At 74.0% G+C, this 22,226-nt stretch carries 18 protein-coding genes and 1 tRNA gene; 6 read left to right on the top strand and 13 right to left on the bottom strand.

Annotated elements, in window-relative coordinates:
- Positions 1-58: 58 nt before the first annotated feature.
- The 3 genes from J0910_RS06570 to J0910_RS06560 form a co-directional block, all read right to left on the bottom strand.
- Positions 59-1,201, bottom strand: a complete 1,143-nt coding sequence (locus tag J0910_RS06570) for a cystathionine gamma-synthase (protein WP_420157626.1) — start codon at positions 1,199-1,201, stop codon at positions 59-61.
- 103 nt (positions 1,202-1,304) lie between these two features.
- On the bottom strand, positions 1,305-2,021 hold the full coding sequence (locus tag J0910_RS06565) for an acyltransferase (protein ID WP_420157625.1): 717 nt from the start codon (positions 2,019-2,021) through the stop codon (positions 1,305-1,307).
- Between the two features lie 323 nt (positions 2,022-2,344).
- The gene (locus tag J0910_RS06560; protein ID WP_420157624.1) at positions 2,345-3,712 is read right to left on the bottom strand and encodes a cystathionine beta-synthase; all 1,368 of its coding nucleotides are present in this window, start codon (positions 3,710-3,712) and stop codon (positions 2,345-2,347) included.
- A 197-nt stretch (positions 3,713-3,909) separates the two neighbouring features.
- On the opposite strand from J0910_RS06560, the gene J0910_RS06555 reads away from it, so the two are divergent.
- From J0910_RS06555 to J0910_RS06545, 3 genes are all read left to right on the top strand, one after another.
- Positions 3,910-4,944, top strand: coding sequence for an SGNH/GDSL hydrolase family protein (locus J0910_RS06555; RefSeq protein ID WP_420157623.1), 1,035 nt, complete (start codon positions 3,910-3,912; stop codon positions 4,942-4,944).
- A 68-nt stretch (positions 4,945-5,012) separates the two neighbouring features.
- On the top strand, positions 5,013-6,236 hold the full coding sequence (locus tag J0910_RS06550) for an acetyl-CoA C-acetyltransferase (RefSeq protein WP_420157622.1): 1,224 nt from the start codon (positions 5,013-5,015) through the stop codon (positions 6,234-6,236).
- Positions 6,237-6,452: 216 nt separating this feature from the next.
- Positions 6,453-6,695 carry a DUF4287 domain-containing protein gene (locus J0910_RS06545; RefSeq protein ID WP_420157621.1) on the top strand — a complete coding sequence of 81 codons (243 nt, stop codon included), beginning with the start codon at positions 6,453-6,455 and terminating at the stop codon, positions 6,693-6,695.
- 88 nt (positions 6,696-6,783) lie between these two features.
- Here the strand turns inward: J0910_RS06545 and J0910_RS06540 are convergent, their stop codons facing one another.
- Positions 6,784-7,713: a Bax inhibitor-1/YccA family membrane protein gene (locus J0910_RS06540; RefSeq protein ID WP_420157620.1), complete on the bottom strand. Its 930-nt coding sequence runs from the start codon at positions 7,711-7,713 to the stop codon at positions 6,784-6,786.
- A gap of 569 nt (positions 7,714-8,282) precedes the next feature.
- Between J0910_RS06540 and J0910_RS06535 the strand changes: the two genes are divergently transcribed.
- Positions 8,283-9,236 carry a TauD/TfdA dioxygenase family protein gene (locus J0910_RS06535; protein ID WP_420157619.1) on the top strand — a complete coding sequence of 318 codons (954 nt, stop codon included), beginning with the start codon at positions 8,283-8,285 and terminating at the stop codon, positions 9,234-9,236.
- Positions 9,237-9,328: 92 nt separating this feature from the next.
- On the opposite strand, the gene J0910_RS06530 is transcribed toward J0910_RS06535, so the two are convergent.
- Entirely contained in the window at positions 9,329-10,255 is a 927-nt protein-coding gene (locus tag J0910_RS06530; RefSeq protein ID WP_420157618.1) for a proline dehydrogenase family protein, read from the bottom strand.
- A 122-nt stretch (positions 10,256-10,377) separates the two neighbouring features.
- Positions 10,378-12,003 (bottom strand): L-glutamate gamma-semialdehyde dehydrogenase, encoded by a 1,626-nt coding sequence (gene pruA / locus J0910_RS06525; RefSeq protein ID WP_420157617.1) that lies wholly within the window; start codon positions 12,001-12,003, stop codon positions 10,378-10,380.
- 206 nt (positions 12,004-12,209) lie between these two features.
- Between pruA and J0910_RS06520 the strand changes: the two genes are divergently transcribed.
- The gene (locus J0910_RS06520) at positions 12,210-13,883 is read left to right on the top strand and encodes a helix-turn-helix domain-containing protein (protein WP_420161905.1); all 1,674 of its coding nucleotides are present in this window, start codon (positions 12,210-12,212) and stop codon (positions 13,881-13,883) included.
- A gap of 385 nt (positions 13,884-14,268) precedes the next feature.
- Here the strand turns inward: J0910_RS06520 and J0910_RS06515 are convergent.
- The 7 genes from J0910_RS06515 to J0910_RS06485 all read right to left on the bottom strand — a co-directional run bounded on the left by J0910_RS06515 (position 14,269) and on the right by J0910_RS06485 (position 20,704).
- A tRNA-Leu gene (locus tag J0910_RS06515) sits at positions 14,269-14,342 on the bottom strand.
- A gap of 197 nt (positions 14,343-14,539) precedes the next feature.
- On the bottom strand, positions 14,540-15,922 hold the full coding sequence (locus J0910_RS06510) for an NAD(P)/FAD-dependent oxidoreductase (protein ID WP_420157616.1): 1,383 nt from the start codon (positions 15,920-15,922) through the stop codon (positions 14,540-14,542).
- A gap of 296 nt (positions 15,923-16,218) precedes the next feature.
- Complete coding sequence (locus J0910_RS06505; RefSeq protein ID WP_420157615.1) at positions 16,219-17,217, bottom strand: Ppx/GppA phosphatase family protein; 999 nt, start codon at positions 17,215-17,217, stop codon at positions 16,219-16,221.
- The gene (locus J0910_RS06500; RefSeq protein WP_420157614.1) at positions 17,214-17,807 is read right to left on the bottom strand and encodes a DUF501 domain-containing protein; all 594 of its coding nucleotides are present in this window, start codon (positions 17,805-17,807) and stop codon (positions 17,214-17,216) included. Before J0910_RS06500 ends, J0910_RS06505 begins: the two co-directional genes overlap by 4 nt.
- Positions 17,808-17,873: 66 nt before the next feature.
- Positions 17,874-18,626, bottom strand: coding sequence for an FtsB family cell division protein (locus tag J0910_RS06495; protein ID WP_420157613.1), 753 nt, complete (start codon positions 18,624-18,626; stop codon positions 17,874-17,876).
- A gap of 12 nt (positions 18,627-18,638) precedes the next feature.
- Positions 18,639-19,922, bottom strand: coding sequence for a phosphopyruvate hydratase (gene eno, locus J0910_RS06490; protein WP_420157612.1), 1,284 nt, complete (start codon positions 19,920-19,922; stop codon positions 18,639-18,641).
- A gap of 242 nt (positions 19,923-20,164) precedes the next feature.
- Positions 20,165-20,704: a TetR/AcrR family transcriptional regulator gene (locus tag J0910_RS06485; protein WP_420157611.1), complete on the bottom strand. Its 540-nt coding sequence runs from the start codon at positions 20,702-20,704 to the stop codon at positions 20,165-20,167.
- 170 nt (positions 20,705-20,874) lie between these two features.
- On the opposite strand from J0910_RS06485, the gene J0910_RS06480 reads away from it, so the two are divergent.
- Positions 20,875-22,101, top strand: coding sequence for an FAD-dependent monooxygenase (locus J0910_RS06480; protein WP_420157610.1), 1,227 nt, complete (start codon positions 20,875-20,877; stop codon positions 22,099-22,101).
- The last annotated feature ends 125 nt before the right edge of the window (positions 22,102-22,226 follow it).

The raw sequence follows: 22,226 nt of genomic DNA, 5'->3' as shown, positions 1-22,226 counted from the left end.
CGGGCGGGGCCGCCCGGGAACCCTCCCGAGCGGCCCCGCCCGATTCCGGCGGTCCGGGTCAGCCCAGCGCGGCCAGCAGGTCGGCCACCAGGTCGTCGGCGGACTCGATGCCCACCGAGAGCCGGACCAGGTCGGCCGGGACCTCCAGCGGCGAACCGGCGGTGGAGGCGTGCGTCATCCGGGCCGGGTGCTCGATCAGCGACTCCACGCCGCCCAGCGACTCGCCCAGGGTGAACAGCCGGGCCCGGTCGCAGACCCGCAGCGCGGCCTCCTCGCCGTCGCGCAGCCGGAACGACACCATGCCGCCGAACGCCCGCATCTGCCGCTCGGCGACCTTGTGCCCCGGATGATCCGGCAGCCCCGGGTAGAGCACCTCGCGCACCGCCGGGTGGCCGGCGAGCGCCTCGACGACCTTCTCCGCGTTGGAGCAGTGCCGGTCCATCCGGACACCGAGCGTCTTGGCGCCGCGCAGGGTCAGCCAGGCGTCGAACGGCCCGGCGACCGCGCCCATGGTGTTCTGGTGGAAGGCGATCCGCTCGCCCAGCTCCGGGTCGGCCACCACCAGGGCGCCGCCGACCACGTCGGAGTGGCCGCCCACGTACTTGGTGGTGGAGTGGACCACCGCGTCCGCGCCGAGCAGCAGCGGCCGCTGCAGGTAGGGCGAGGCGAAGGTGTTGTCCACCACCAGCAGCGCCCCGCCGTCGTGCGCGATCTCCGCCATCGTCTCGATGTCGGTGATGTTGAGCAGCGGGTTGGTCGGCGACTCGGTCCACACCGCGACCGTGGACGGCCGCATCGCGCGGCGCACCGCGGCCGGGTCGGTCTGGTCCACCGCGTCCCACTCCAGGCCCCAGCGCTCCAGCACCTTGGAGAAGAGCCGGAAGGTACCGCCGTAGGCGTCGCCGGGGATGATCACGTGGTCCCCGGGGCCGGCGATGGTGCGCAGCAGGGTGTCCTCGGCCGCCATGCCGGAGGCGAACGCCAGCCCGCGCGCGCCGGATTCGAGCGCGGCCAGGCACTCCTCCAGCGCGGTCCGGGTGGGGTTGGCGGTGCGCGAGTACTCGTAGCCGCCCCGCAGCCCGCCCACGCCGTCCTGGGCGTAGGTACTGGTCTGGTAGATGGGGACGACGACCGCGCCCGTCTCGGCGTCGGCCTCCTGGCCGGCGTGGATCGCCAGCGTCTCAAACCCGTCGAACGTCATGGCCCCACACTAGATCGTCGGCCCCCTCCGGTGCCCCGCCCTTTCCTGTGATGAGCACGCGGTTCACCGCCGCTCCGGCGGGGCCGGGAGCCCCCGCGGAGGGTCAGCCCTGCGGCGCGGCCGGGCCGCCGGGGCAGGCGCCGCCCGGGCGGGAGGGGTGCGGGCCGTCGGGGCGGTCGCCCGGCGGCCGCAGCGGGGGGATCCAGCCCGCCTCGGCGTCGTGCCGGCGGACGATCCGGCCGGGCACGCCGGCGATCACGCTGTGGTCGGGGTAGTCGCCGGGGCGGACCACGGTTCCGGCGGCCACCACGCAGTTGCGGCCCAGCCGCGCCCCGGGGAGCACCACCGCGTTGGCGCCGATCCAGGTGCCGGAGCCGACCCGCACCGGGTCGTCCACCGGCCACTGCCGGCCCACCGGCACCTCGGTGTCGCTGTACACGTGGTTCTGGTCGGTGATGTAGACGTAGGGGCCGGTGAAGACGTGGTCGCCGATCTCGATCGAGCAGTGCGCGACGATGTGCGACCCGCGCCCGATGGTGCACCCGTCGCCGATCCGGACCAGCGGCCGCGGCCCCAGGTCCAGGCCGGGCAGCATGCCCGCGGCCAGGGTGATGTCCGCGCCGATCAGGGTGTGCGCGCCCAGTTCGATCCACGGCTCGCCGAAGACCGTCGCGGTGGGGAAGGCGATCGAGGTGCCGGGGCCGTAGCCGGCGAAGCGGCGGGCCGCCCGCGACCCGTGGCGGACCTCGGCGCTGCGGCGCGCCCAGGACCACGCCGCCCGCATCATCCAGGAGAACAGCCGTGACACCCGGAGCCCCATATCTACCGACGGGTAATGACGAGGTGCACTGTAACCGGCCCCGGGCGGCACCGCCGCAGCGCCCCCGGGGGTTCTTTTCCGGTCCCGGCCGTGAGGGCCGGCCGGGACCGGGACGCGCACTCCGGGCCCGGCGCCGGGGAGGTCTGCCGAGGAGCTCCCGCCCGCGCACCCTCGCGGCGGCACGTGCCCCGGTCGGCGCGGCGCCCGTCCGGGCCGCCGGGCCGGCTCGTCTGCCAGGACGCGGCCGCGGGACCGGGCAGATCGGCAGAAGAGGGGCCGGCGGCGCCCGGAGCGGCCCGGGCGCCGCCGGGCGGCCGGATCCGCTAGCCGGCCAGGTGGGCCAGGACGTCCTGGCGGGTGAGGACGCCCGCGGGCTTGCCGTCGCGGAGCACCACCACCGCACCGGCGCCCTGCAGCAGCCGGACGCACTCGCTGACCGGCTCGCCGCCGCCGACCACCGGCAGCGGCGGGCTCATGTGGTCGGCGATCGTGTCCTCCAGGCGGACCTTGGCGGTGAACAGCGCGTCCAGCACGTCGCGCTCGGCGATGGAGCCGACCACCTCCGCCGCCATCACCGGCGGCTCCTCCTTCATCACCGGGAGCTGGCTGACCCCGTACTCGCGCATGATCTCCACCGCGGTGCCCACCGTCTCGTGCGGGTGGACGTGCACGAACTCGGGCAGGTCGCCGGCCTTGCCGCCGAGCACGTCGGCGGCGGTGGGCTCCTCGGTCTCGGCGCTGAGGAAGCCGTAGTCGGCCATCCAGTCGTCGTTGAAGATCTTCCCCAGGTAGCCGCGGCCGCCGTCGGGCAGCAGCACCACGATGACGTCCTCGGGGGAGGCGGTGGCGGCCACCCGCAGCGCCGCCTGCACCGCCAGCCCGCAGGAGCCGCCGACCAGCAGCGTCTCCTCCTTGGCCAGCCGGCGGGTCATCAGGAAGGAGTCCTTGTCGCCGACCGCGACCACCTCGTCGCAGATCTCCGGGTCGTAGGTCTCCGGCCAGATGTCCTCGCCGACCCCCTCCACCAGGTAGGGGCGGCCGCTGCCGCCGGAGTAGACCGAGCCCTCCGGGTCCGCGCCGATCACCTTGACCCGGCCGCCGGAGACCTCCTTGAGGTAGCGGCCGGTCCCGGTGATGGTGCCGCCGGTGCCGATGCCGGCGACGAAGTGGGTGATCCGCCCCTCGGTCTGCTCCCAGATCTCCGGTCCGGTGGAGCGGTAGTGCGACTCCGGGTTGTTCTGGTTGGTGTACTGGTTCGGCTTCCAGGCACCGGGGATGCTCTGCGCGAGGCGGTCGGAGACCGAGTAGTAGGACTCCGGGTGGTCGGGCGCCACGGTGGTCGGGCAGACCACCACTTCGGCGCCGTAGGCGCGCAGCACCGAGAGCTTGTCCGCGCCGACCTTGTCCGGGCAGACGAACACGCACCGGTAGCCGCGCTGGGCGGCGACGATGGCCAGGCCCACGCCGGTGTTGCCGGAGGTGGGCTCGACGATGGTCCCGCCGGGTCCGATGAGGCCGTCCTTCTCCGCCTGCTCGACCATGCGCAGGGCGATCCGGTCCTTCACCGACCCGCCGGGGTTGAAGTACTCGACCTTGGCCAGCACGGTCGGCGCCAGGCCTTCGGTCACCTTGTTCAGCCGCAGCAGCGGGGTGTCTCCGACGAGGTCGATCAAAGACTCGTGCACCCGCATGAGGGTTCTTCCTTCCGACGCCATTGTCCGAGGATCCGCCCTGGTTGCGGGCGTTCTCCCCTGTCCGGGCCGACATTACCGCCCGGGGGCGGTTCCGCGCGGGGCGTACCGCGGGCGCGCAGGGGGCACCCTCCTACGTGGGGCGCGGCACCGCGCCCCATCGGCGTGGAGACCGGGGAGCGGGCGGGAGGCGGGAGATGCTGCGGGCGGTGAGGGCGCGGAGGATCGCGGCCGCCACGGCGTTCGGGGGCGGCGGTCTGACACTGCTCGGGGCCGGCACGGTGGCGCTGCTGTACCTGCAGGCCAGGCTGGCGCACCGGGCGGTCGGGTTCACCGAGTGGAAGCGGCCGCGGGTGCGCCGGATCTACGGCGAGGGCGAGGGCCCGCCGATCTCCTTCGCGCTGTTCGGCGACTCCACCGCGGCGGGGTTCGCGCTGACCGAGGGGCCGCTCACCCCGGGCGTGCTGCTCGCCGAGGGCATCGCGGCCGTCGCCGACCGGCCGGTGCGGCTGCGCAACATGTCGGTGGTCGGCGCCGCCTCCGCCGACCTGGGCGCGCAGCTGGACCGGCTGCGCGGCGCCCCGGTCGACCTGGCGGTGGTGTTCATCGGCGCCAACGACGTGATCCGGCTGACCCGCCCCGCCGACTCCGCCGACCACCTGCGCGACGCGGTGCGCCGGCTGCGCGCGGGCGGCGCCGAGGTCGTCGTGGCCACCTGCCCCGACCTGGGCAGCGTCCGCCCGATCGGGTGGCCGCTGCGGACGGTGGCGCGGCGCGCCTCCCGGCGGCTGGCGGCCGCGCAGACGGTCGCGGTGGTGGAGGCCGGCGGGCGCACCGTCTCCCTGACCGACCTGCTCTCAGACGAGTTCTGGGCGCGCCCGGAGGAGCTGTTCGGCCCGGACCGGTTCCACCCCTCGGCGCGCGGCTACGCGGCCGCCGCCTCGGTGGTGCTCCCCTCGGCCTGCGTCCTGCTGGGGCTCCTGCCCGAGCTGGAGGAGGCGGAGGAGGCACCGGAGGAGGTCCTGCCGGTGCACCGGGCCGCGGCGGCGGCCGTCGACCGGCCGGGCACCGAGGTCTCCGGGACCGAGGTGGCCGGGCGGGAGCGCGGGCCGCTCGGCCGCTGGGCGATGCTGCTGCGGCGCCGCCCCGAAGCGCCGGCGGCGCAGCGTGCGGCGGAGGCCGGGGCGGGTACGCCGACCCCGGGCGGCGGTACCGGGGACGGCACAGGTTAACGTGCCGGTAATAACGTGATCTCCTGCGCGGGGGACCGCCCCGCGCACCTTCGAGAAGGGCCGCGAGCATGCCTGAAGCCGTCATCGTCGCGACCGCGCGCTCGCCCATCGGGCGCGCTTTCAAAGGGTCGCTGAAGGACCTCCGGGCCGACGACATCACCGCGCAGATCATCACCGCCGCGCTGGCCAAGGTCCCCCAGCTCGACCCGGAGGACATCGACGACCTGCTGCTCGGCTGCGGCCTGCCCGGCGGGGAGCAGGGCAACAACCTGGCCCGGGTGATCGCGGTGCAGCTCGGGCTGGACACCGTCCCCGGCGCCACCGTCACCCGGTACTGCTCCTCCAGCCTGCAGACCACCCGGATGGCCTACCACGCCATCAAGGCCGGGGAGGGCGACGTGTTCGTCTCCGCCGGCGTGGAGATGGTCAGCCGGTTCACCAAGGGCAACAGCGACTCCCTGCCGGACACCAAGAACCCGCTGTTCGCCGCGGCCGAGGAGCGCACCGCCAAGCGGGCCGAGGGCGGCGCCGCCTCCTGGACCGACCCGCGCGAGGACGGCGAGGTCCCCGACGTCTACATCGCCATGGGGCAGACCGCGGAGAACGTGGTGCAGATGCGCGGGCTCTCCCGGCAGCGCCAGGACGAGTTCGGCGTGCGCTCGCAGAACCTCGCCGAGAAGGCGATCGAGAACGGGTTCTGGGAGCGGGAGATCACCCCGGTCACGCTGCCCGACGGCACCGTGGTGAGCAAGGACGACGGCCCCCGCCCGGGCACCAGCTACGAGAAGGTGTCCCAGCTCAAGCCGGTGTTCCGCCCCGACGGCACGGTCACCGCGGGCAACTGCTGCCCGCTGAACGACGGCGCCGCCGCGGTGGTCATCATGAGCGACGCCAAGGCCCGCCGGCTGGGCATCACCCCGCTGGCCCGGATCGTGTCCACCGGGGTCAGCGCGCTCTCCCCGGAGATCATGGGCCTGGGCCCGGTGGAGGCGTCCCGGCAGGCGCTCGAGCGCGCCAACATGACCATCTCCGACATCGACCTGGTGGAGATCAACGAGGCGTTCGCCGCCCAGGTGCTGCCGTCCGCCGACGACCTGGGCATCGACATCGACTCCCAGCTCAACGTGAACGGCGGCGCGATCGCGGTCGGCCACCCGTTCGGCATGACCGGCGCCCGGATCACCGGCACCCTGCTCAACGGGCTGCAGTTCCACGACAAGACCTTCGGGCTGGAGACCATGTGCGTGGGCGGCGGCCAGGGCATGGCGGCCGTCTTCGAGCGGCTCTCCTAGCGGGGTCCGCGGAACCGGGGCCGAGCGGTTCCCGCGGGCCGGGCGGGGCGTCCCTCCGGGGGCGCCCCGCCTCGTCCTGCGCACCCGCCCCGACGTTCCCCCTGTTCGGGGACGGGAACAGCATCCGAAGGTAAAACCCGGTCACCAGGTCTTGTCCGCGCCGGGTTCCTGTTGCAGGGTCGCAGGTAAGTGCCGCTCACACCCGGAGGTGCACACATGTCGCTGACCCACTCGCCGGAGATCCACGCGCAGCTGCTCGACCGCATCCCGTCCGTCACCGGTCGCGAACTCCACGAGTGGTTCGACACCCTCGACAGGGGGCCAAGCCTGTCCCGCTGCTCCGAGCGGACCACCTGGCTGGCCGACGAGCACAACCTGAGCCACGGCTACGCCCAGGCCATCGTCCAGGAGTACGTCCGCCGGCTCCGCAACCGCACGCCCGTTCCGCGCCAGCGCTGACAGAGCGCCCGCGCCCCGTCCGACGGCGAGGGGCGCCGCACCCGGTGACCGGGTGCGGCGCCCCTCGTTCGTTCGCGGGCCGGGACGGCTACTCGGCGAAGATCGACTTGAGGATCCAGATCAGGCGCAGGATCTCGATGTAGAGCCAGACCAGCGTCACGGTCAGGCCGAAGGCCAGCTGCCAGGAGAACTTCTCCGGCAGGCCGGCCGCGATGGCGTCGTCGACCTGCTTGAAGTCGATGGCCAGCACCGCGGCGGCGATCAGGATCGCGACCAGGCTGACGATCAGGCCGAGCGGGCTGGCGGCGCGCAGCCCCAGGCCGCCGTCGATGAAGAAGCTCGCGACGAAGTTGACCAGGATCAGCGCGAGGAAGCCGATCGCGGCCGCCGAGACCACCTTGATGAAGGTGTTGGTGACCCGGATGACCTTGAACTTGTACAGCGCCAGCATGGTGCCGGCGACGAACAGGGTGCCCATCACCGCGGGGAGGACCAGGGAGCCCTTCTCCCCGCCGCTGACACCGGAAGCGGCCAGCTGCATCTCCAGGATCGCGCTGAACCCGCCGACGAGCAGGCCCTCGAGCGCGGCGTAGGTCAGGATCAGGGCGGGGTTGGTGGACCCCTTGAAGCCGATCACCAGGCCGAGCACCAGTCCGCCGAGCGCGCCGGCGAAGGTCAGGCCGACCCCCAGGCCCGGGTTGGACCAGCTGAGGAAGTAGGTGAGGACGGCGAAGACGACGACGGTGCCCAGGGTGAACCCGGTGCGCATCACGACGTCGTCGACGGTGACGGGGCGGCCGCCGGCGGGCGCCATCGGCGGCTGCTGGTACCCCGGCTGGGGGTGGCCGGGCTGGCCGTAGGCCTGCTGGCCGTAGGGCTGCTGGCCGTACGGGTCGTAGGTCTGCTGGTAGCCGGGCTGGCCGTACGGCTGCTGACCGTACTGGGGCTGCCCGTACCCGACGCCCTGACCGGACTTCATCGCCCGCTTCAGGACGGGATTGGAGCTCCTCATCCGCATTGTTCGCGCAAGCCTTTCCAGGGCTGTGGGTCTACTGCCTTCAACGTAACGGACGGGCGGCCCGGCGGGTTCCCCGCGGTTTGTCACGGCTCGGACTCGACTCCCCTACCCGCAGGTGGCCGGGGGTGCGGCGGCGGGACCGGGGCGGCGCGCCGACCGGGAAGGGGTTGACAGCGGCCCGCCGCGCATCCCATGCTCGGCGCCATGAGCCCAGAACCCCGCCTCCTCCCGGCGCTGCGCCGGAGTGAACTCGGCCACGGGGTGCGCCGCGGCGCCGCCGGCATCATCCGGCGGCGCGGCCGCCTGGGGTCCCCTCCCCTCTTCTCCTGTCGCTGAGCGGGCCGCACCGGCCCCGTCCGCGCCGGCCTCTCCGCGCGGACGCCTCCGCTCGGCCTTCCGCCGCCCCGGCGATCCGCCGGCCCGGCCGGCCTCCTCCCCTCCGACCCGCCGTATCCCCTGACCGGCCCCGGTCCGCGGGCGCCGCCCCGGCGCCGCCCCGGCCGTCGCGTTCCGCGCATGCGCCGGCACACCCCGAATCCGAGTATCACCGATGTGAAAGGTGGGAGACCATGACCGCCACCGCGAACGAGAGCGGGACCGCCCCGGAGGCGGCCGCGCGGCTGCGCGAGGCCCGCGCCGTCGACGAGGCCGTCGTCGAGGGGCCGCGGACGCTGCGCCGCCTCCCCGAGGGCGCGGAGTCCGCCCCCTACCGGCGGTTCGAGGTCCGCCCGCTCGGCCCGGTCATCGGCGCCGAGATCCACGGGGTGGACCTGCGCGAGGAGGTCGGCCCGGAGCTGCGCGCCGAGATCCACCGGGCGCTGCTGGAGTTCAAGGTCGTCTTCTTCCGGGACCAGCCGATCACCTCCGAGCGCCAGCAGGAGATCGCCCGGCTCTGGGGAGAGCTGGAGACCAACCCCTTCATCGAGCAGGGCGACGGCGCGCACATCGCCCGGTTCGCCAAGGGGGGCGCGCCGCCGAGCTACGAGAACGTCTGGCACACCGACGTCACCTGGCGCCCCGAGCCGGCGATGGGCGCGATCCTGCGCCTGGTCCAGGTGCCCCCGCAGGGCGGCGACACCATGTGGGCGGACATGGCCGCCGCCTACGACAACCTGCCCGAGGAGGTCAGGGAGCGGATCGACGGCGCGGTCGCCGAGCACGACGTGATCCCCGGCTTCGCCCGGTTCCTCGACGAGGAGCGGCTGCTGGCCTGGCAGGACCGGTTCCCGCCGGTGCGCCACCCGGTGGTGCGCACCCACCCCGAGACCGGGCGCCGGACGCTGTTCGTCAACGTCTCCTTCACCACCCGCATCCTGGGCCTGCCCAAGGAGGAGAGCGACGAGCTGCTGCGCTTCCTCTTCCAGCAGGCGCACGTCCCGGAGTACCAGGTCCGCTTCGCCTGGGAGCCGGACTCGATCGCGTTCTGGGACAACCGGGCCACCCAGCACTACGCGGTGAACGACTACTTCCCGCACCCGCGGGTGGCCGAGCGGGTGGCGATCGTCGGCGACCGCCCGTACTGACCGGCGCCGCCGGCCGGCCCCCGGCCGGGAACGGTGAGAGGCCCCCGGTCCGCGCGCGCGGACCGGGGGCCGTCAGGGCTCTCGGCGGGCGGTCAGTTCCGCGTCACCAGGGAGCGGGCGAAGAACAGCATGTTCGCCGGGCGCTCGGCCAGCCGGCGCATGTAGTAGCCGTACCACTCGGTGCCGTAGGGCACGTAGACGCGCATCCGGCGGCCCTCGGCGGCGAGGCGCCGCTGCTCGTCGTCGCGGATCCCGTAGAGCATCTGGTGCTCGTAGTCGTCCTCGGAGCGGCCCGCGGTGGCGGCGAGCTGCTGGGCGATGGCCACCATGCGCGGGTCGTGCGAGGCGATCATCGGGTAGCCGTCGCCGTTCATCAGGATCTTCATGCAGCGCACGTAGGACCGGTCCACCTCGCCCTTGTCCCGGAAGGCGACCGAGGCGGGCTCGTCGTAGGCGCCCTTGCAGAGCCGAACCCGGGAGCCCTCGCCGGCGAGGTCGCGGCAGTCGGCCTCGGTCCGGTGCAGGTAGGACTGGAGCACCGCGCCGACCCAGGGGAAGTCGGTGCGCAGCTCGCGCAGGATGGACAGGGTGGAGTCGACCGTGGTGTGGTCCTCCATGTCCAGGGTGACGGTGGTGCCGATCGCCGCCGCGGCCTCGCAGATGGCCCGGGCGTTCTCCAGGGCGATCTTCTCGCCGTCGGCGGGCAGGAACTGGCCGACGGCGGAGAGCTTGACCGAGACCTCGGCGCGCTCGCCCAGGCCGGCCCGGCCCAGCTCCTCCAGCAGGCGGGTGTAGGCCTTGACGGTGTTCTGCGCCTGGGCCTCGTCGGTGGTGTCCTCGCCGAGGTGGTCGAGGGTGACGTAGCGGTCCCGGGCCAGGTCGGCGACGCTCGGCAGCGCCTGCTCCAGGGTGGATCCGGCGACGAAGCGGTCGACCATCGCCCTGGTCACGGGGGTGCGCTCGACCAGTTTCCGGCAGGCCGAGGAGCGCGCCGCGGCCAGCAGTGGCGTACGAAGCATGGATGACCTCGCATTCTTCCGGCGCTCAGGTCCGCCCCTCGGCGGGCGGCCGTGCAGCGGCGGGCGACGGGTGGAGGGGCCCGGTCCGGTCCGGACCGGGCCCCGGGGGTTGTCCGGGCCGATCAGCCCTGGTGGGGGTGGGAGGAGACGACCGGCGGAACGAAGGTCTCCTTGATCGACCGCGGGCTGGACCAGCGCGCCAGGTTCTGGGCGGAGCCGGCCTTGTCGTTGGTGCCGGAGGCGCGGCCGCCGCCGAAGGGCTGCTGCCCCACGACCGAGCCGGTCGGCTTGTCGTTGACGTAGAAGTTGCCGGCGGCGAACCGGAGCGCCTCGTGGGCCTGCTGCACCGCGGCGCGGTCGTCGGCGATGACGGCGCCGGTCAGCGCGTAGGCGGAGCCCTCGTCGACGATCTCGAGGATGCGCTCGTAGTCGCCGTCCTCGTACACGTGCACCGCGATGACCGGGCCGAAGTACTCGGTGCGGAACACGTCGTTGGACGGGTCGGTGCCCTCGATGACGGTGGGCCGGACGAAGTAGCCCTCGGAGTCGTCGGCGGTGCCGCCGGCCAGCACGGTCAGCGTCGGGTCGCTCTTCGCCTGCTCCAGGACGGCGGCGAGCCGGTCGAAGGAGCGGCGGTCGATGACCGCGCCGAGGAAGTTGCCGAAGTCGGTCGGGTCGCCCATCTTCAGGCCCTCGACCTCGGCGATGAGGTCGTCGCGGATCCGGTCCCAGACCGAGCGGGCGATGAAGGCGCGGGAGGCCGCGGAGCACTTCTGTCCCTGGAACTCGAAGGCGCCGCGGACGATCGCGGTGCGCACCACGTCGGGGTCGGCGGAGGAGTGCGCGACGATGAAGTCCTTGCCGCCGGTCTCGCCGACGATCCGCGGGTAGGACCGGTAGTTCGCGATGTTCTCGCCGACGGTCCGCCAGAGGTGCTGGAAGGTGCGGGTGGAGCCGGTGAAGTGCACCCCGGCCAGGTCCGGGTCGGCCATCGCGACGTCGGAGACGGCCAGGCCGTCGCCGGTGACCATGTTGATCACGCCGGGGGGCATGCCGGCGGCCTCGAGCAGGCGCATGGTCAGGTCGGCGGCGAACTGCTGGGTGGGCGAGGGCTTCCACACCACGGTGTTGCCCATCAGCGCCGGGGCGGTGGGCAGGTTGCCGGCGATCGCGGTGAAGTTGAACGGGGTGATCGCGTAGACGAAGCCCTCCAGCGGCCGCTGCTCCAGGCGGTTCCACTGCCCGGCGGGGCTGTAGGGCTGCTGCTCCATCAGCTGGCGGGCGTAGGCGACGTTGAACCGCCAGAAGTCGATCAGCTCGCAGGCGGCGTCGATCTCGGCCTGGATCGCGGTCTTGGACTGGCCGAGCATGGTGGCGGCGTTGAGCGTCTGCCGCCACGGGCCGGCCAGCAGGTCGGCGGCGCGGAGCAGGATCGCGGCCCGCTCGTCGAACGGCATGGCCCGCCAGGCCGGGGCGGCGCGCTTGGCCGCGGCGACGGCGGCGCGGGCGTCCTCGTGGGTGGCGTTGCCCAGGGTGCCCAGGACCGAGGCGTGGCGGTGCGGCTGGACGACGTCGATCCGCGTCCCGCCGCCCATCCGGCGCTCGCCGTCGATGGTCATGGGCAGCTCGACCGGCTCCTTGCCGAGTTCGGCGAGCTTGGCCTCCAGCTCGGCGCGCTCGGCGCTGCCGGGGGCGTAGGTCAGGACGGGCTCGTTCGCCGGCACGGGCACGTTCGTCACGGCGTCCATGGGCACCTCCTTCGTGGGGCAACGTCGTTGAACCGGTCAAACGCTAACGAAAACGACACCTCCGATCCTTGTTGAGAAGGCCACTCTTCATCCGCCATACTTGTCCGATCAAACAAAGGGGACGCACCATGAAAACGTTCGACTCCCCCGCCCCGCCGAACCCGGCGGCAGCCGATGAAACCGGCATAACAGACGAAATACCAGGCATTCCCCTCCGCCAACTGCTCCTCGCGGTGGGCGAACCGCTGGTCGAAGTACTCGCCGCACCCGCCGGGCTCGATGTCCAGGTGGACAACGTGTCGATCATCGACCCCGAAGACGAGATGGAGGCCTACACCGGCGACCTGGTGCTGCTCATCGGGGCCCGCGGCGCCGCCGCCCGGCACCTGGTGCGCACCGCCGCCCGGCAGGGCGCCACCGCCGTCGCGGTGAAGACCGGGACCTCCGGGACCCGCTCCGCCGCCGAGGAGACCGCGCTGCTCCGGGCCGCCGCCGGCGAGGCCGGGGTGGCGCTGCTCGGGGTCCGCCCGGACGTCCGCTGGGACCAGCTCCAGTCGCTCTGCCGCAGCGTGGTCGACGACGCCCGGCTCCGGGTCGACGCCGACCTCGGCGAGTCCCCCGGCGACCTGTTCTCCCTGGCCCAGACGATCGCCGCGCTCACCGGCGGGCTGGTCTCCATCGAGGACGCCTCCAGCCGGGTGCTGGCCTACTCCAGCGGCGACGAGGTCGACGAGCTGCGCCGGCTGTCCGTGCTGGGCCGGCAGGGACCGCCGCAGTACCTGGCGCTGCTCCGCGAGTGGGGGGTGTTCACCCGGCTGCGCTCCGGCGACGAGGTGGTGCACATCGACGAACACCCCGACCTGGGCATCCGGCGCCGGCTGGCGGTCGGGATCCGCGCCGGCGACCAGCCGCTCGGCGCGATCTGGGTGCAGGAGGGCGGCGCCCCCTTCGCCGAGGGCGCCGAGGAGGCGCTGCTCGGCGCGGCCCGGATGACCGCGCTGCACCTGCTCCGGCACCGCACCGAGGTGACCGCGGGGCTGCGGCTCCGCGAGGACCTGCTGGCCGCCCTGCTGGAGGGGCGGATCGAGGCCGCCGCGCTGGCCGACACCGTCGAGGTCTCCGCGGAGCGGCCCGCCCTGGTCGCCGCGTTCACCCTGGCCCCCGGGCAGCGCGGCTGGTCCGAGGAGCGCAACCGGTCCGGGCTGGAGCTGCAGCGGCGCCGGATGATCGACCTGATCTCGGTGCACACCGCCGCCTACCGGAAGAGCTCGCTGGTCACCGCGGTCGGCACCCGGGTCTACGTGCTGCTTCCGGACATGCCGGCGCCGCGGTCGGGGCGCGGCCGGCGGAGCGGCGGGGAGCAGCCCGACTCCGGCGAGGCCTCGGTGCTGGCGCTGGCCCGCAAGACCGTGGAGGCGGCCCGCACGCTGATCGGCGCCGCGGTGCAGGGCGCGGTCGGCTCCCTGGTGGAGTCGCCGGAGGAGGTCGCCGACTCGCGCCGGGAGGCCGACCGGGTGCTCGACGCGATGGGCCGCGACCTGGCCCTGGACGTCGCCACCATCGGCCACGTGCGCTCCCGGGTGCTGGTCAGCGAGACCCTGGCGCACCTGCGCCGCACCCCGGGGCTGCGCGACCCCCGGGTGGAGCGGCTCATCCGGCACGACGCCGACGGCGGCGCGGAGCTGGTGCACTCGCTCCTCGCCTACCTGGAGGCGTTCGGCGACGTCCGCGCCGCCGCCGAGCGGCTGCACATCCACCCCAACACGCTGCGCTACCGGGTGCGCCGCGCCGAGTCGGTCAGCGGCATCGACCTCTCCGAGCCCGACCAGCGGCTCTTCGCCCACCTGCAGCTGCTGATGGAGCACGAGCGGCGCGGCTGAGAGGCCGCCGGGTCTGCGAGCGGTCACCCGGCGCGTCCGGGTGCGGGCCGGGGGAAGGCGGCGGTCCGGGGCCCGGCGCCGCCGCGGGGAGGCTTCGCGGAGGGAGGCCCCGTAGCGGGCGGCGTACCGCACCGCTCCTCGTCGATTTCGGCGTTGCGGGGGCATCGGAGTGCCCCGGTGCCCCCGCCGCGACACCGGGACCGGCGAGGACGGGCGGTGTGCGCCTTCGGCGCGGACCGGCCGCACGCGGGCGGGCCGAGAAGCGCGAGGCCACCCCACCGGGTGGCCGGCCGGACACCCGGCAGCCGCTGAGCGGGCCGGCGGCGCGGCGCCCCGTCGGGGAGGCGGCAGCCGGGGCGGAGGCGCCCGGCGGGACCGGGCCGAGTGCCCCCGGTCGGACTCGAACCGACACTTGTGACCCTTTTAGGGGGCCTGCCTCTACCATTGGGCTACGAGGGCGCGACCATCATACCCATGAGGGCCGAACGGCGGGATCGCCGGTGGCGGAGGCGCTTTCCCCGGTCCTCCCGGTACTCCCCTCCCCCTCCGCCGGGGCCCGCGCCCCGGTTCCGGACGTGCGGACGGCTGCGGGCCGGGGCATCGCGCGATGCCCCGGCCCGCAGCCGTTCCGGGTCTCCCGGGAGCCCGGGGCCCGGTCAGCTCACCCGGCGGAGCAGCCGGCCGTTCTCCACCGGCTTGGGCTGGGCCGCCTCCTCGAAGGCCTGGCGCGGCTCGACCATCTCGGGGAGGGCCGCGTAGTCCCGGCGGAGGAAGAGGCCGAGCGTCCAGTCGGCGAGGACGCGGAACTTGCGGTTGAAGGTCGGCACCGCGAACAGGTGGTAGGAGCGGTGCGCGTACCAGGCCAGCCGGCCGTTCAGCTTGATCTTGCCGAACAGCTGGGCGGCGCCCTTGTGCAGGCCGAGCCCGGCCACCGCGCCGAGGTTGTCGTGCCGGTAGGCCTTCTGCTTCTCGCCGCGCAGCGCGGCGATGACGTTGTCGGCCAGCACCGGGGCCTGGCGGACCGCGTTCTGCGCGTTCGGCGGGTAGAAGCCGCCCTTGCCGTCGGGCACCTGGGCGTTGTCGCCGCCGGCGAAGGCGTTCTCCACGCCGTTGACCGTCAGGTACTCGCTGGTGTCGATGTGCCCGCGGGGGCCGAGCGGCAGGTCGCTCGCGGAGACCACCGGGTTGGGCTTGACGCCGGCCGTCCAGACCAGCGTGCCGGCCTCGAACTCGGTGCCGTCGCTGAGCTTGATGACCTGGTCCTCGGCGGACTCCAGGGAGGTCTTCAGCCGCACGTCGATGCCGCGGCGGCGCATCTGGTTGAGCGCCTTCTCGCCGACCTCGGGGCCCACCTCGGGCAGGATCTTGTCGGCCACCTCGATGAGGTGGAAGTGCAGGTCGTCGACGCTGATCGAGGGGTAGATCCGGGTGGCGTCGCGGGCCATGTCCTCCAGCTCGGCGATGGCCTCGGCTCCGGCGAACCCGCCGCCGACGAAGACGAAGTTGAGCGCCTTGGCGCGCACCTTCGGGTCGTCGGTGGAGTCGGCGATGTTGAGCTGCTCCAGCACGTGGTTGCGGAGGTAGGCCGCCTCTTCGACGGTCTTGATGCCGATGCCCCACTTGGCCAGGCCGGGGATGGGGAAGGTCCGGGAGACCGCGCCGGCGGCCAGCACGATGTGGTCGTAGGCGATGTCGCGGGGCTCTCCGACCTCCGGCTCGAAGCCGACGGTGCGGTTGGCGTGGTCGATCCGCACGACGTGCCCGGTGAGGACCTTGGCCCTGCTGAGGACCTTGCGCAGCGGGACCACGACGTTGCGCGGGGAGATGCTGCCCGCGGCGGCCTCGGGGAGGAAGGGCTGGTAGGTCATGTAGGAGTTCGGGTCGATCACCGTGATCCGGGCCTCGCCCGCCCCGAGCTTCTTCTCCAGCCGCCTCGCGGTGTACATCCCGAGGTACCCGCCGCCGACGACCAGCACGTGCGGGATCTCCGCCTCGTCACCGCCGCCGTGCACCAACCGGTAGTTCCTGCTCTCGGTCATCGCATATCCGCCCTAAAAGTCCCGTTCTCCGCCCCTCGCCAGGGCAGCTGAGATCGGTAAGTCACCGTTGACGTGCATGTCTCTCTTCTGTCGCGTCCGACGAAAAGATGGCTATGCGCTTGCTCCGACGGGGCTCGCCAACCCCGCCCTCGCTTGTGCATTCTTTCACAAGCAATCCGCTAGACGGAAGGCGGGCCCCGGAGAGGTTTAGACCATCGCAAAACAGCAGGACAGCGCCTTATACCAGGTCAGGACCGGTGTTAACGGTTTAACACGGCCGACCCGGGTGACACGTCTCACTCGGGCCGCTCGGCCTCGGGCAGGTCCACGACCAGGCCCCAGACGATGCCGTCCAGGATGTCGTGCTCACCCGCGTAGAACGCGTCCGCCCCGGTCCGGGCCAGGACCCGGTCCAGGATCAGCGCGCCCGCGCCGATCACGTCCACCCGGCCCGGGTGCATGACCCCGATCCGGTCCCGCTCGGCGTGCGCCATGGCCAGCAGCTCCCGGGAGATCTTCCCGGTCTCCTCCGCGGAGACCCTGGTCAGGTGGATCCGCCCGGAGTCGTAGGCGGGCAGGTCCAGGGCGATCCCGGCGACGGTGGTGGCGGTGCCGGCGACGCAGACCACGGTGCCCGCCTCGGCCAGCGGCACCTCGGCCGCCGCCTCGTCCAGCGCCGCGTCGATGTCCCGGACCGCCGCGGCGACCTGCTCCGCGGTGGGCGGGTCGGCGGCGAAGTGCCGCTCGGTCATCCGCACGCAGCCGATGTCCACCGACCGGGCCGCGCGCACCGCGCCCTCCTCCGCGCCGTCCTCCCGGCCCAGCACGAACTCGGTGGACCCGCCGCCGATGTCGACGACCAGGTAGGGGCGGCGGTGGCCGCTCTCCTCGGCCTCCAGCTCCGCGGTGGCGCCGACGAAGGAGAGCTCGGCCTCCTCGCCGCCGGTGATCACCTCGGGCTCCACCCCGATGATCGCGCGCACCCCGTCGATGAACTCCTGCCGGTTGGCGGCGTCCCGGGTGGCGCTGGTGGCGACCATCCGGACGTGCTCCGGGTCGAGCGGGACCCCGTTCTCCCGCATCAGCTCGGCGTAGCCGCGCAGCGCGGCGAAGGTCCGCTCCAGCGCCTCGGGGGCGAACGCGCCGGTGCGGTCGACGCCCTGCCCCAGGCGCACGATCTCCATGCGCCGCTCCAGGTCGACCAGGCCGGCCTCGTCGTCCTCCCCGTCGAGCAGCGCCGAGATCAGCAGTCGGATGGAGTTGGTCCCGCAGTCGATGGCGGCGACGGTGGTCACTGGCGGTCTCCCTCGGTGCTCTGCGGGCCGGCGCACACGCACGGCCCCTTCTCCCACCACTCCGGCAGCTCGTCCAGGGCCTCCCGGCCGAAGGGGTTGGACCCCGGGTCGGCGAGCTCGTGGGCGACCAGGGCGTGCAGGCACTTGACCCGCTCCGGCATGCCGCCGGCGCTCTGCATCCCGGCGGGCAGCGGCGGCTGCCCGTCCGCGGCGGCCTGCGCGTCCCGCTCGGCCAGGTAGGACCCGTGCGCCTTGCGGTAGGACTCGCGCAGCTCCTCGTCCTCGGCGAGGCGGGCCTGCATCTCGCGCATCCGCCCCCCGGCCTCCAGGGTCCCGATCGCGGAGGCCGCCTTCGGGCAGGTGAGGTAGTACAGGGTCGGGAAGGGGGTCCCGTCCTCCAGCCGCGGTGCCGTCTTCACCACATCGGGCAGCCCGCACGGGCAGCGGTGCGCGACCGCCCTCAACCCGCGCGGAACCCGCCCCAGCTGGAGTTCGACGGCGGCCGCGTCCTCTGCGGGAACGGCGTCTGCCGGCACTGGACCCTCCTCGGCCGCGCCCCGATCGGGGACGGCGTGATCTGCGGAATTCATGGCGGTCTCAGGTTAGCCCCAGGCCGGACCGGAAGCGCCCGCGACCGGCGGCGGCCGCTCCGCGGGTCAGTCCTGCGCGGAGGCCCCCGCGCCGCCGCTCGGCGCGTCGGCGGCCAGGACCGACTTCCACAGCAGGGTGTACCAGGGGTCGGGCGGCTCGCCGCCCTCGGCGCCGCCGTCCTCTTCCCCGTCCCCGGAGACCACCACGTAGGCCTGCTCACCCGGGTACTGGTAGTGCAGCCGGGTGCGGGCCTCGCGCTCGATGTAGGCCGGATCGCTGAGCTCGTCGCGCCGCTCGCTGAGCCGGTCCACGTCGTCCCGGCGCTGGGCCAGCTCGTCGCGGAGCTGGGCGATCTCGGCGCGCTGGGCGACGTACTCGCGCAGCGGGTAGGCCAGGCTCAGCGCGATGGCGCAGACCACCAGGGCCAGGATGGCCGCCCGGCTGGTCAGCGCCGGGCGCAGGCCGCGGCGGACCCGGGCCGCGGTGCCCGGCGCGCCGGGGGCCCGCTTCCCGGGGGCCGCGCGCTTGGCGGGCGGGCCCTTGGCGGACGGGTCCTTACCGGACCGCTTCTTCCCGGCCGCCGCGCCGCCCTTGGCGGCCGAACCGGTCTTGCCCGCCGCACCGGTCCTGCCCGCCGCAGCGCCCTTGGCGGCGCCGGAGGGGCGCCCGCCGGCCGGGGTCCCGCCGGTCGCGGAGCCCCCCGCCGGGCGGGCGCGTGCGCCGGAGGAGCGGGGGGCGGAACCGCGCCCCCCGCCGCCTGCGGACCGGGCGGAGCGCGGTCCCCCCGGGCGCTTCGGCTTCTCCGGCTTCTCGGGCATAGGGCCGGAAGCCTACCCCTGGGCCTTGAACCGGGGGAAGGCCGACACGCCGGCGTAGACCGCCGCGTCGTCCAGCTCCTCCTCGATCCGGAGCAGCTGGTTGTACTTGGCCACCCGCTCGCTGCGCGCCGGGGCGCCGGTCTTGATCTGGCCGGCGTTGACCGCGACCGACAGGTCCGCGATGACGGTGTCCTCGGTCTCGCCGGAGCGGTGCGAGATCATCGTGGTGTAGCCGCTCCGCTGGGCCAGCGAGATCGCGTCCAGGGTCTCGGTGAGGCTGCCGATCTGGTTGACCTTGACCAGCAGCGAGTTGCCGGAGCCCTCGGCGATGCCGCGCTGCAGCCGCTCCGGGTTGGTGACGAACAGGTCGTCGCCGACCAGCTGGACCCTGTCGCCGAGGCGGCCGGTGAGGGCCTTCCAGCCCTCCCAGTCCTCCTCGTCCAGCGGGTCCTCGATGGAGACCAGCGGGTAGGCCTCGACCAGCTCGGCGTAGTAGTCGGCCATCTGCTCGGAGGTGCGGGCCCGCCCCTCGAAGGTGTAGGAGCCCTCGGAGTGGAACTCGCTGGCCGCGACGTCCAGGGCGAGCGCGATGTCGGTGCCCGGGGTGTAGCCGGCCTTCTGGATCGCCTCGACGATGAGGTCCAGGGCGGCGCGGTTGCTCTCCAGGTCCGGGGCGAAGCCGCCCTCGTCCCCCACACCGGTGGCCAGGCCGTGCGCCTTGAGCACCGCCTTGAGCGCGTGGTAGACCTCGGTGCCCCAGCGCACGGCCTCCCGGAAGCTCGGCGCGCCGATCGGCGCGATCATGAACTCCTGGATGTCGACGTTGGTGTCGGCGTGCGCGCCGCCGTTGAGGATGTTCATCATCGGCACCGGGAGCAGGTGGGCGTTGGGCCCGCCCAGGTACCGGAAGAGCGGCAGCTCGGAGCTCTCCGCCGCGGCCTGGGCGACCGCCAGCGAGCAGCCCAGGATGGCGTTGGCGCCGATCCGGGACTTGTTCGGGGTGCCGTCCAGGTCGATGAGGGCGCGGTCGATCAGTCGCTGCTCCTCCGGGGCGAAGCCGAGCAGCTCGTCGGCGACCTCGTCGTTGACCGCGGTGACGGCCTTCTCCACCCCCTTGCCGCCGTAGCGGTCGCCGCCGTCGCGCAGCTCCACCGCCTCGAACTGCCCGGTGGAGGCGCCGCTCGGCACCGCCGCGCGCGCGGTCGTCCCATCGTCGAGCAGGACCTCGACCTCGACCGTCGGGTTGCCCCGGGAGTCAAGGATCTCCCGCGCCTGTACTGCCTCGATCGACGACAACGTCGTTCTCCTTCGTCTCGCTTTTCGCGACTGTCGCCCGCGCCGCGGCGCCCCTCGCCGGAAGGCGGGCGCGCGGGTGCGGGAACCCCCGCCGTGGCTCGGCCGCGCGCTCTGCGGCGCGGGCCGGTTCCGAGCCTAGCGATCCGGTCCGCGCCTGGTCTCCCCGCATGCCCGGAAAATTGGTCTAGTCCATATCGGGCCACTTCAGGCCGCCCGCGCCGGGGCCGCGCGGGGCGGGCGGGTCAGCCCTCGAGGACGCGCAGGGCGGCGTCGACGGTGGAGTCGCGGAGGGCGGTGCCGGGGGACTCCCCCGGCAGGAAGGCGACGTCCTGCAGGCCGCCGACCGCGAACACGGCCAGGGCGAGCCGCTCCTCGGTGAGCCCGTCGCCGAAGAGGACCCGGGCGGCCCGCTCCCGCCAGGTCAGCAGGGCCGGGACCACGTCGCCGAGCCGGGCGGCCGCCCCCATGTCGAAGAGGAGCACGTTCAGCACCGACCGGTGCCGGCGCATCAGCTCGAAGTACCCCTCCAGGAACCGGCGCGGGGAGGGCTCCCCCTCGGCCTCGGCCCCGGCCAGCAGCGCCTCGCCCTCCTCCAGGAGCGGCCGGACCACCTCGGCGAGCAGGTCCTGCTTGGACGGGTAGTGGTAGTAGAGCGCCGCCTTGGTGATCTCCAGCCGCTCGGCGATCTGGCGCAGGCTGGTCTCGGAGAACCCCTGCTGCGCGAAGAGCTCCAGCGCGGTCCCCCGGATCTCCGCCCGGGTGTCGGCGTTCCGCCTCGGCACGGCGCCCCCTTCTCTCCGCTCGGCCGGTCGATCCCGCCATCCTATCCGACTACCTGCCGCACGGTAAGTTACTTGCCGGGCGGCAAGTAAGCGGAGTAGCGTCGGAGCCGGGGCCGCGCTCCCCGGCGCACGACCGACGGCGCCGGCACGGCCCGGAACGGAGGGACGCCATGCCCGGAACCGCTCCCGCCCGCACCGTCCTCATCGCCGGGGCCGGCATCGCCGGGCCCGCCCTCGCCTACTGGCTGCGCGAGCGGGGCTTCGCGCCGACCGTGGCCGAGCGCGCGCCCGCGCTGCGCACCGGCGGCTGGGCGATCGACGTGCGCGGCACCGCCACCGAGGTCGCCGCGCGGATGGGGCTGGCCGGCGCCGTCCGCGCCGCGGCCACCGAGACCCGCTTCATCACCCTCGTCGCCCCGGACGGCGGCCGCGGCGCCCGGCTGGGGGGCGGGGCGCTGTCCGGGTCCGGCGGCGACGTGGAGCTGCTCCGCACCGACCTCACCCGGCTGCTGCACGGCGCCTCGGCCGACGGCACCGAGTACCTGTTCGGCACCGCCGTCACCGGACTGGAGGACCTGGGCGACCGGGTCCGGGCCGACTTCGACACCGCCCCCTCCCGCGAGTTCGACCTGGTGGTCGGGGCGGACGGGCTGCACTCCCCGGTCCGCTCCGCGGTCTTCGGCCCCGAAGAGCGGCACAGCCGCTTCCTCGGCGCCTACCTGTCCATCTTCACCATGGAGAACCACCTCGGCCTGGACCGGGAGGTGCTGCTCTACAACACCCCCGGAAGGCTGGCCGCGCTCCGCGGCGAGGACCCCGGCGAGCGCGCCTACGCCATCCTGGCCATGCGGACCGGCGAGGAGGCGCCGATCCACCCCCGGGACACCGATGCGCAGCGGGCCGCGCTGCACGAGCGGTTCGCCGGCGCCGGCTGGGAGGTCCCCGCGATCCTCGCCGGGCTGGACCGCGCCGGGGACCTCTACTTCGACTCCGCCACCCAGATCCGCATGGACCGCTGGTCCCGGGGGCGGGTCGTCCTGCTCGGCGACTCCGGGTACTGCCCCTCCCCGCTCTCCGGCCAGGGGTCCAGCCTCGCCCTGGTCGGCGCCTACGTGCTCGCCGGGGAGCTGGCCGAGGCCGGCGGCGACCACCGGCGCGCCTTCGCCGCCTACGAGGCGGAGATGCGCGGCTTCGTCCAGCGCAACCAGAAGATCGCGCAGGCCGGAATGGACTTCATGATGCCCGCCTCCCGGACCGCCCTGCGCGCCCGCTCGCTGGGGATGCGGGCCATCGCGCGGTTCCCCGCGCTCACCCGGTTCGCCTCGAAGATGGACCGGGCCTCCACCTCGATCACCCTGAAGGAGTACCCGGCCGCCCCGCACCGCCCCGCGGGGTGATCCAGGCCGCCGTTTCCCGCCCCGCTCACGGGGAAGACCCTCAGCGCCCCCCGACGCCAGAACCGGTTCCAGTGCCGGATCGAGATCCGGTCCCCTCTCCCGCAGGGCCGGCCGCGGACCCCTGC

The organism is Nocardiopsis oceanisediminis (assembly GCF_048595525.1).
GTDB classification, from domain to species: Bacteria; Actinomycetota; Actinomycetes; order Streptosporangiales; family Streptosporangiaceae; genus Nocardiopsis_A; species Nocardiopsis_A oceanisediminis.
Note: the sequence above shows the minus strand (reverse complement) of the source record. Positions and strands in the feature narration are given on the sequence as shown.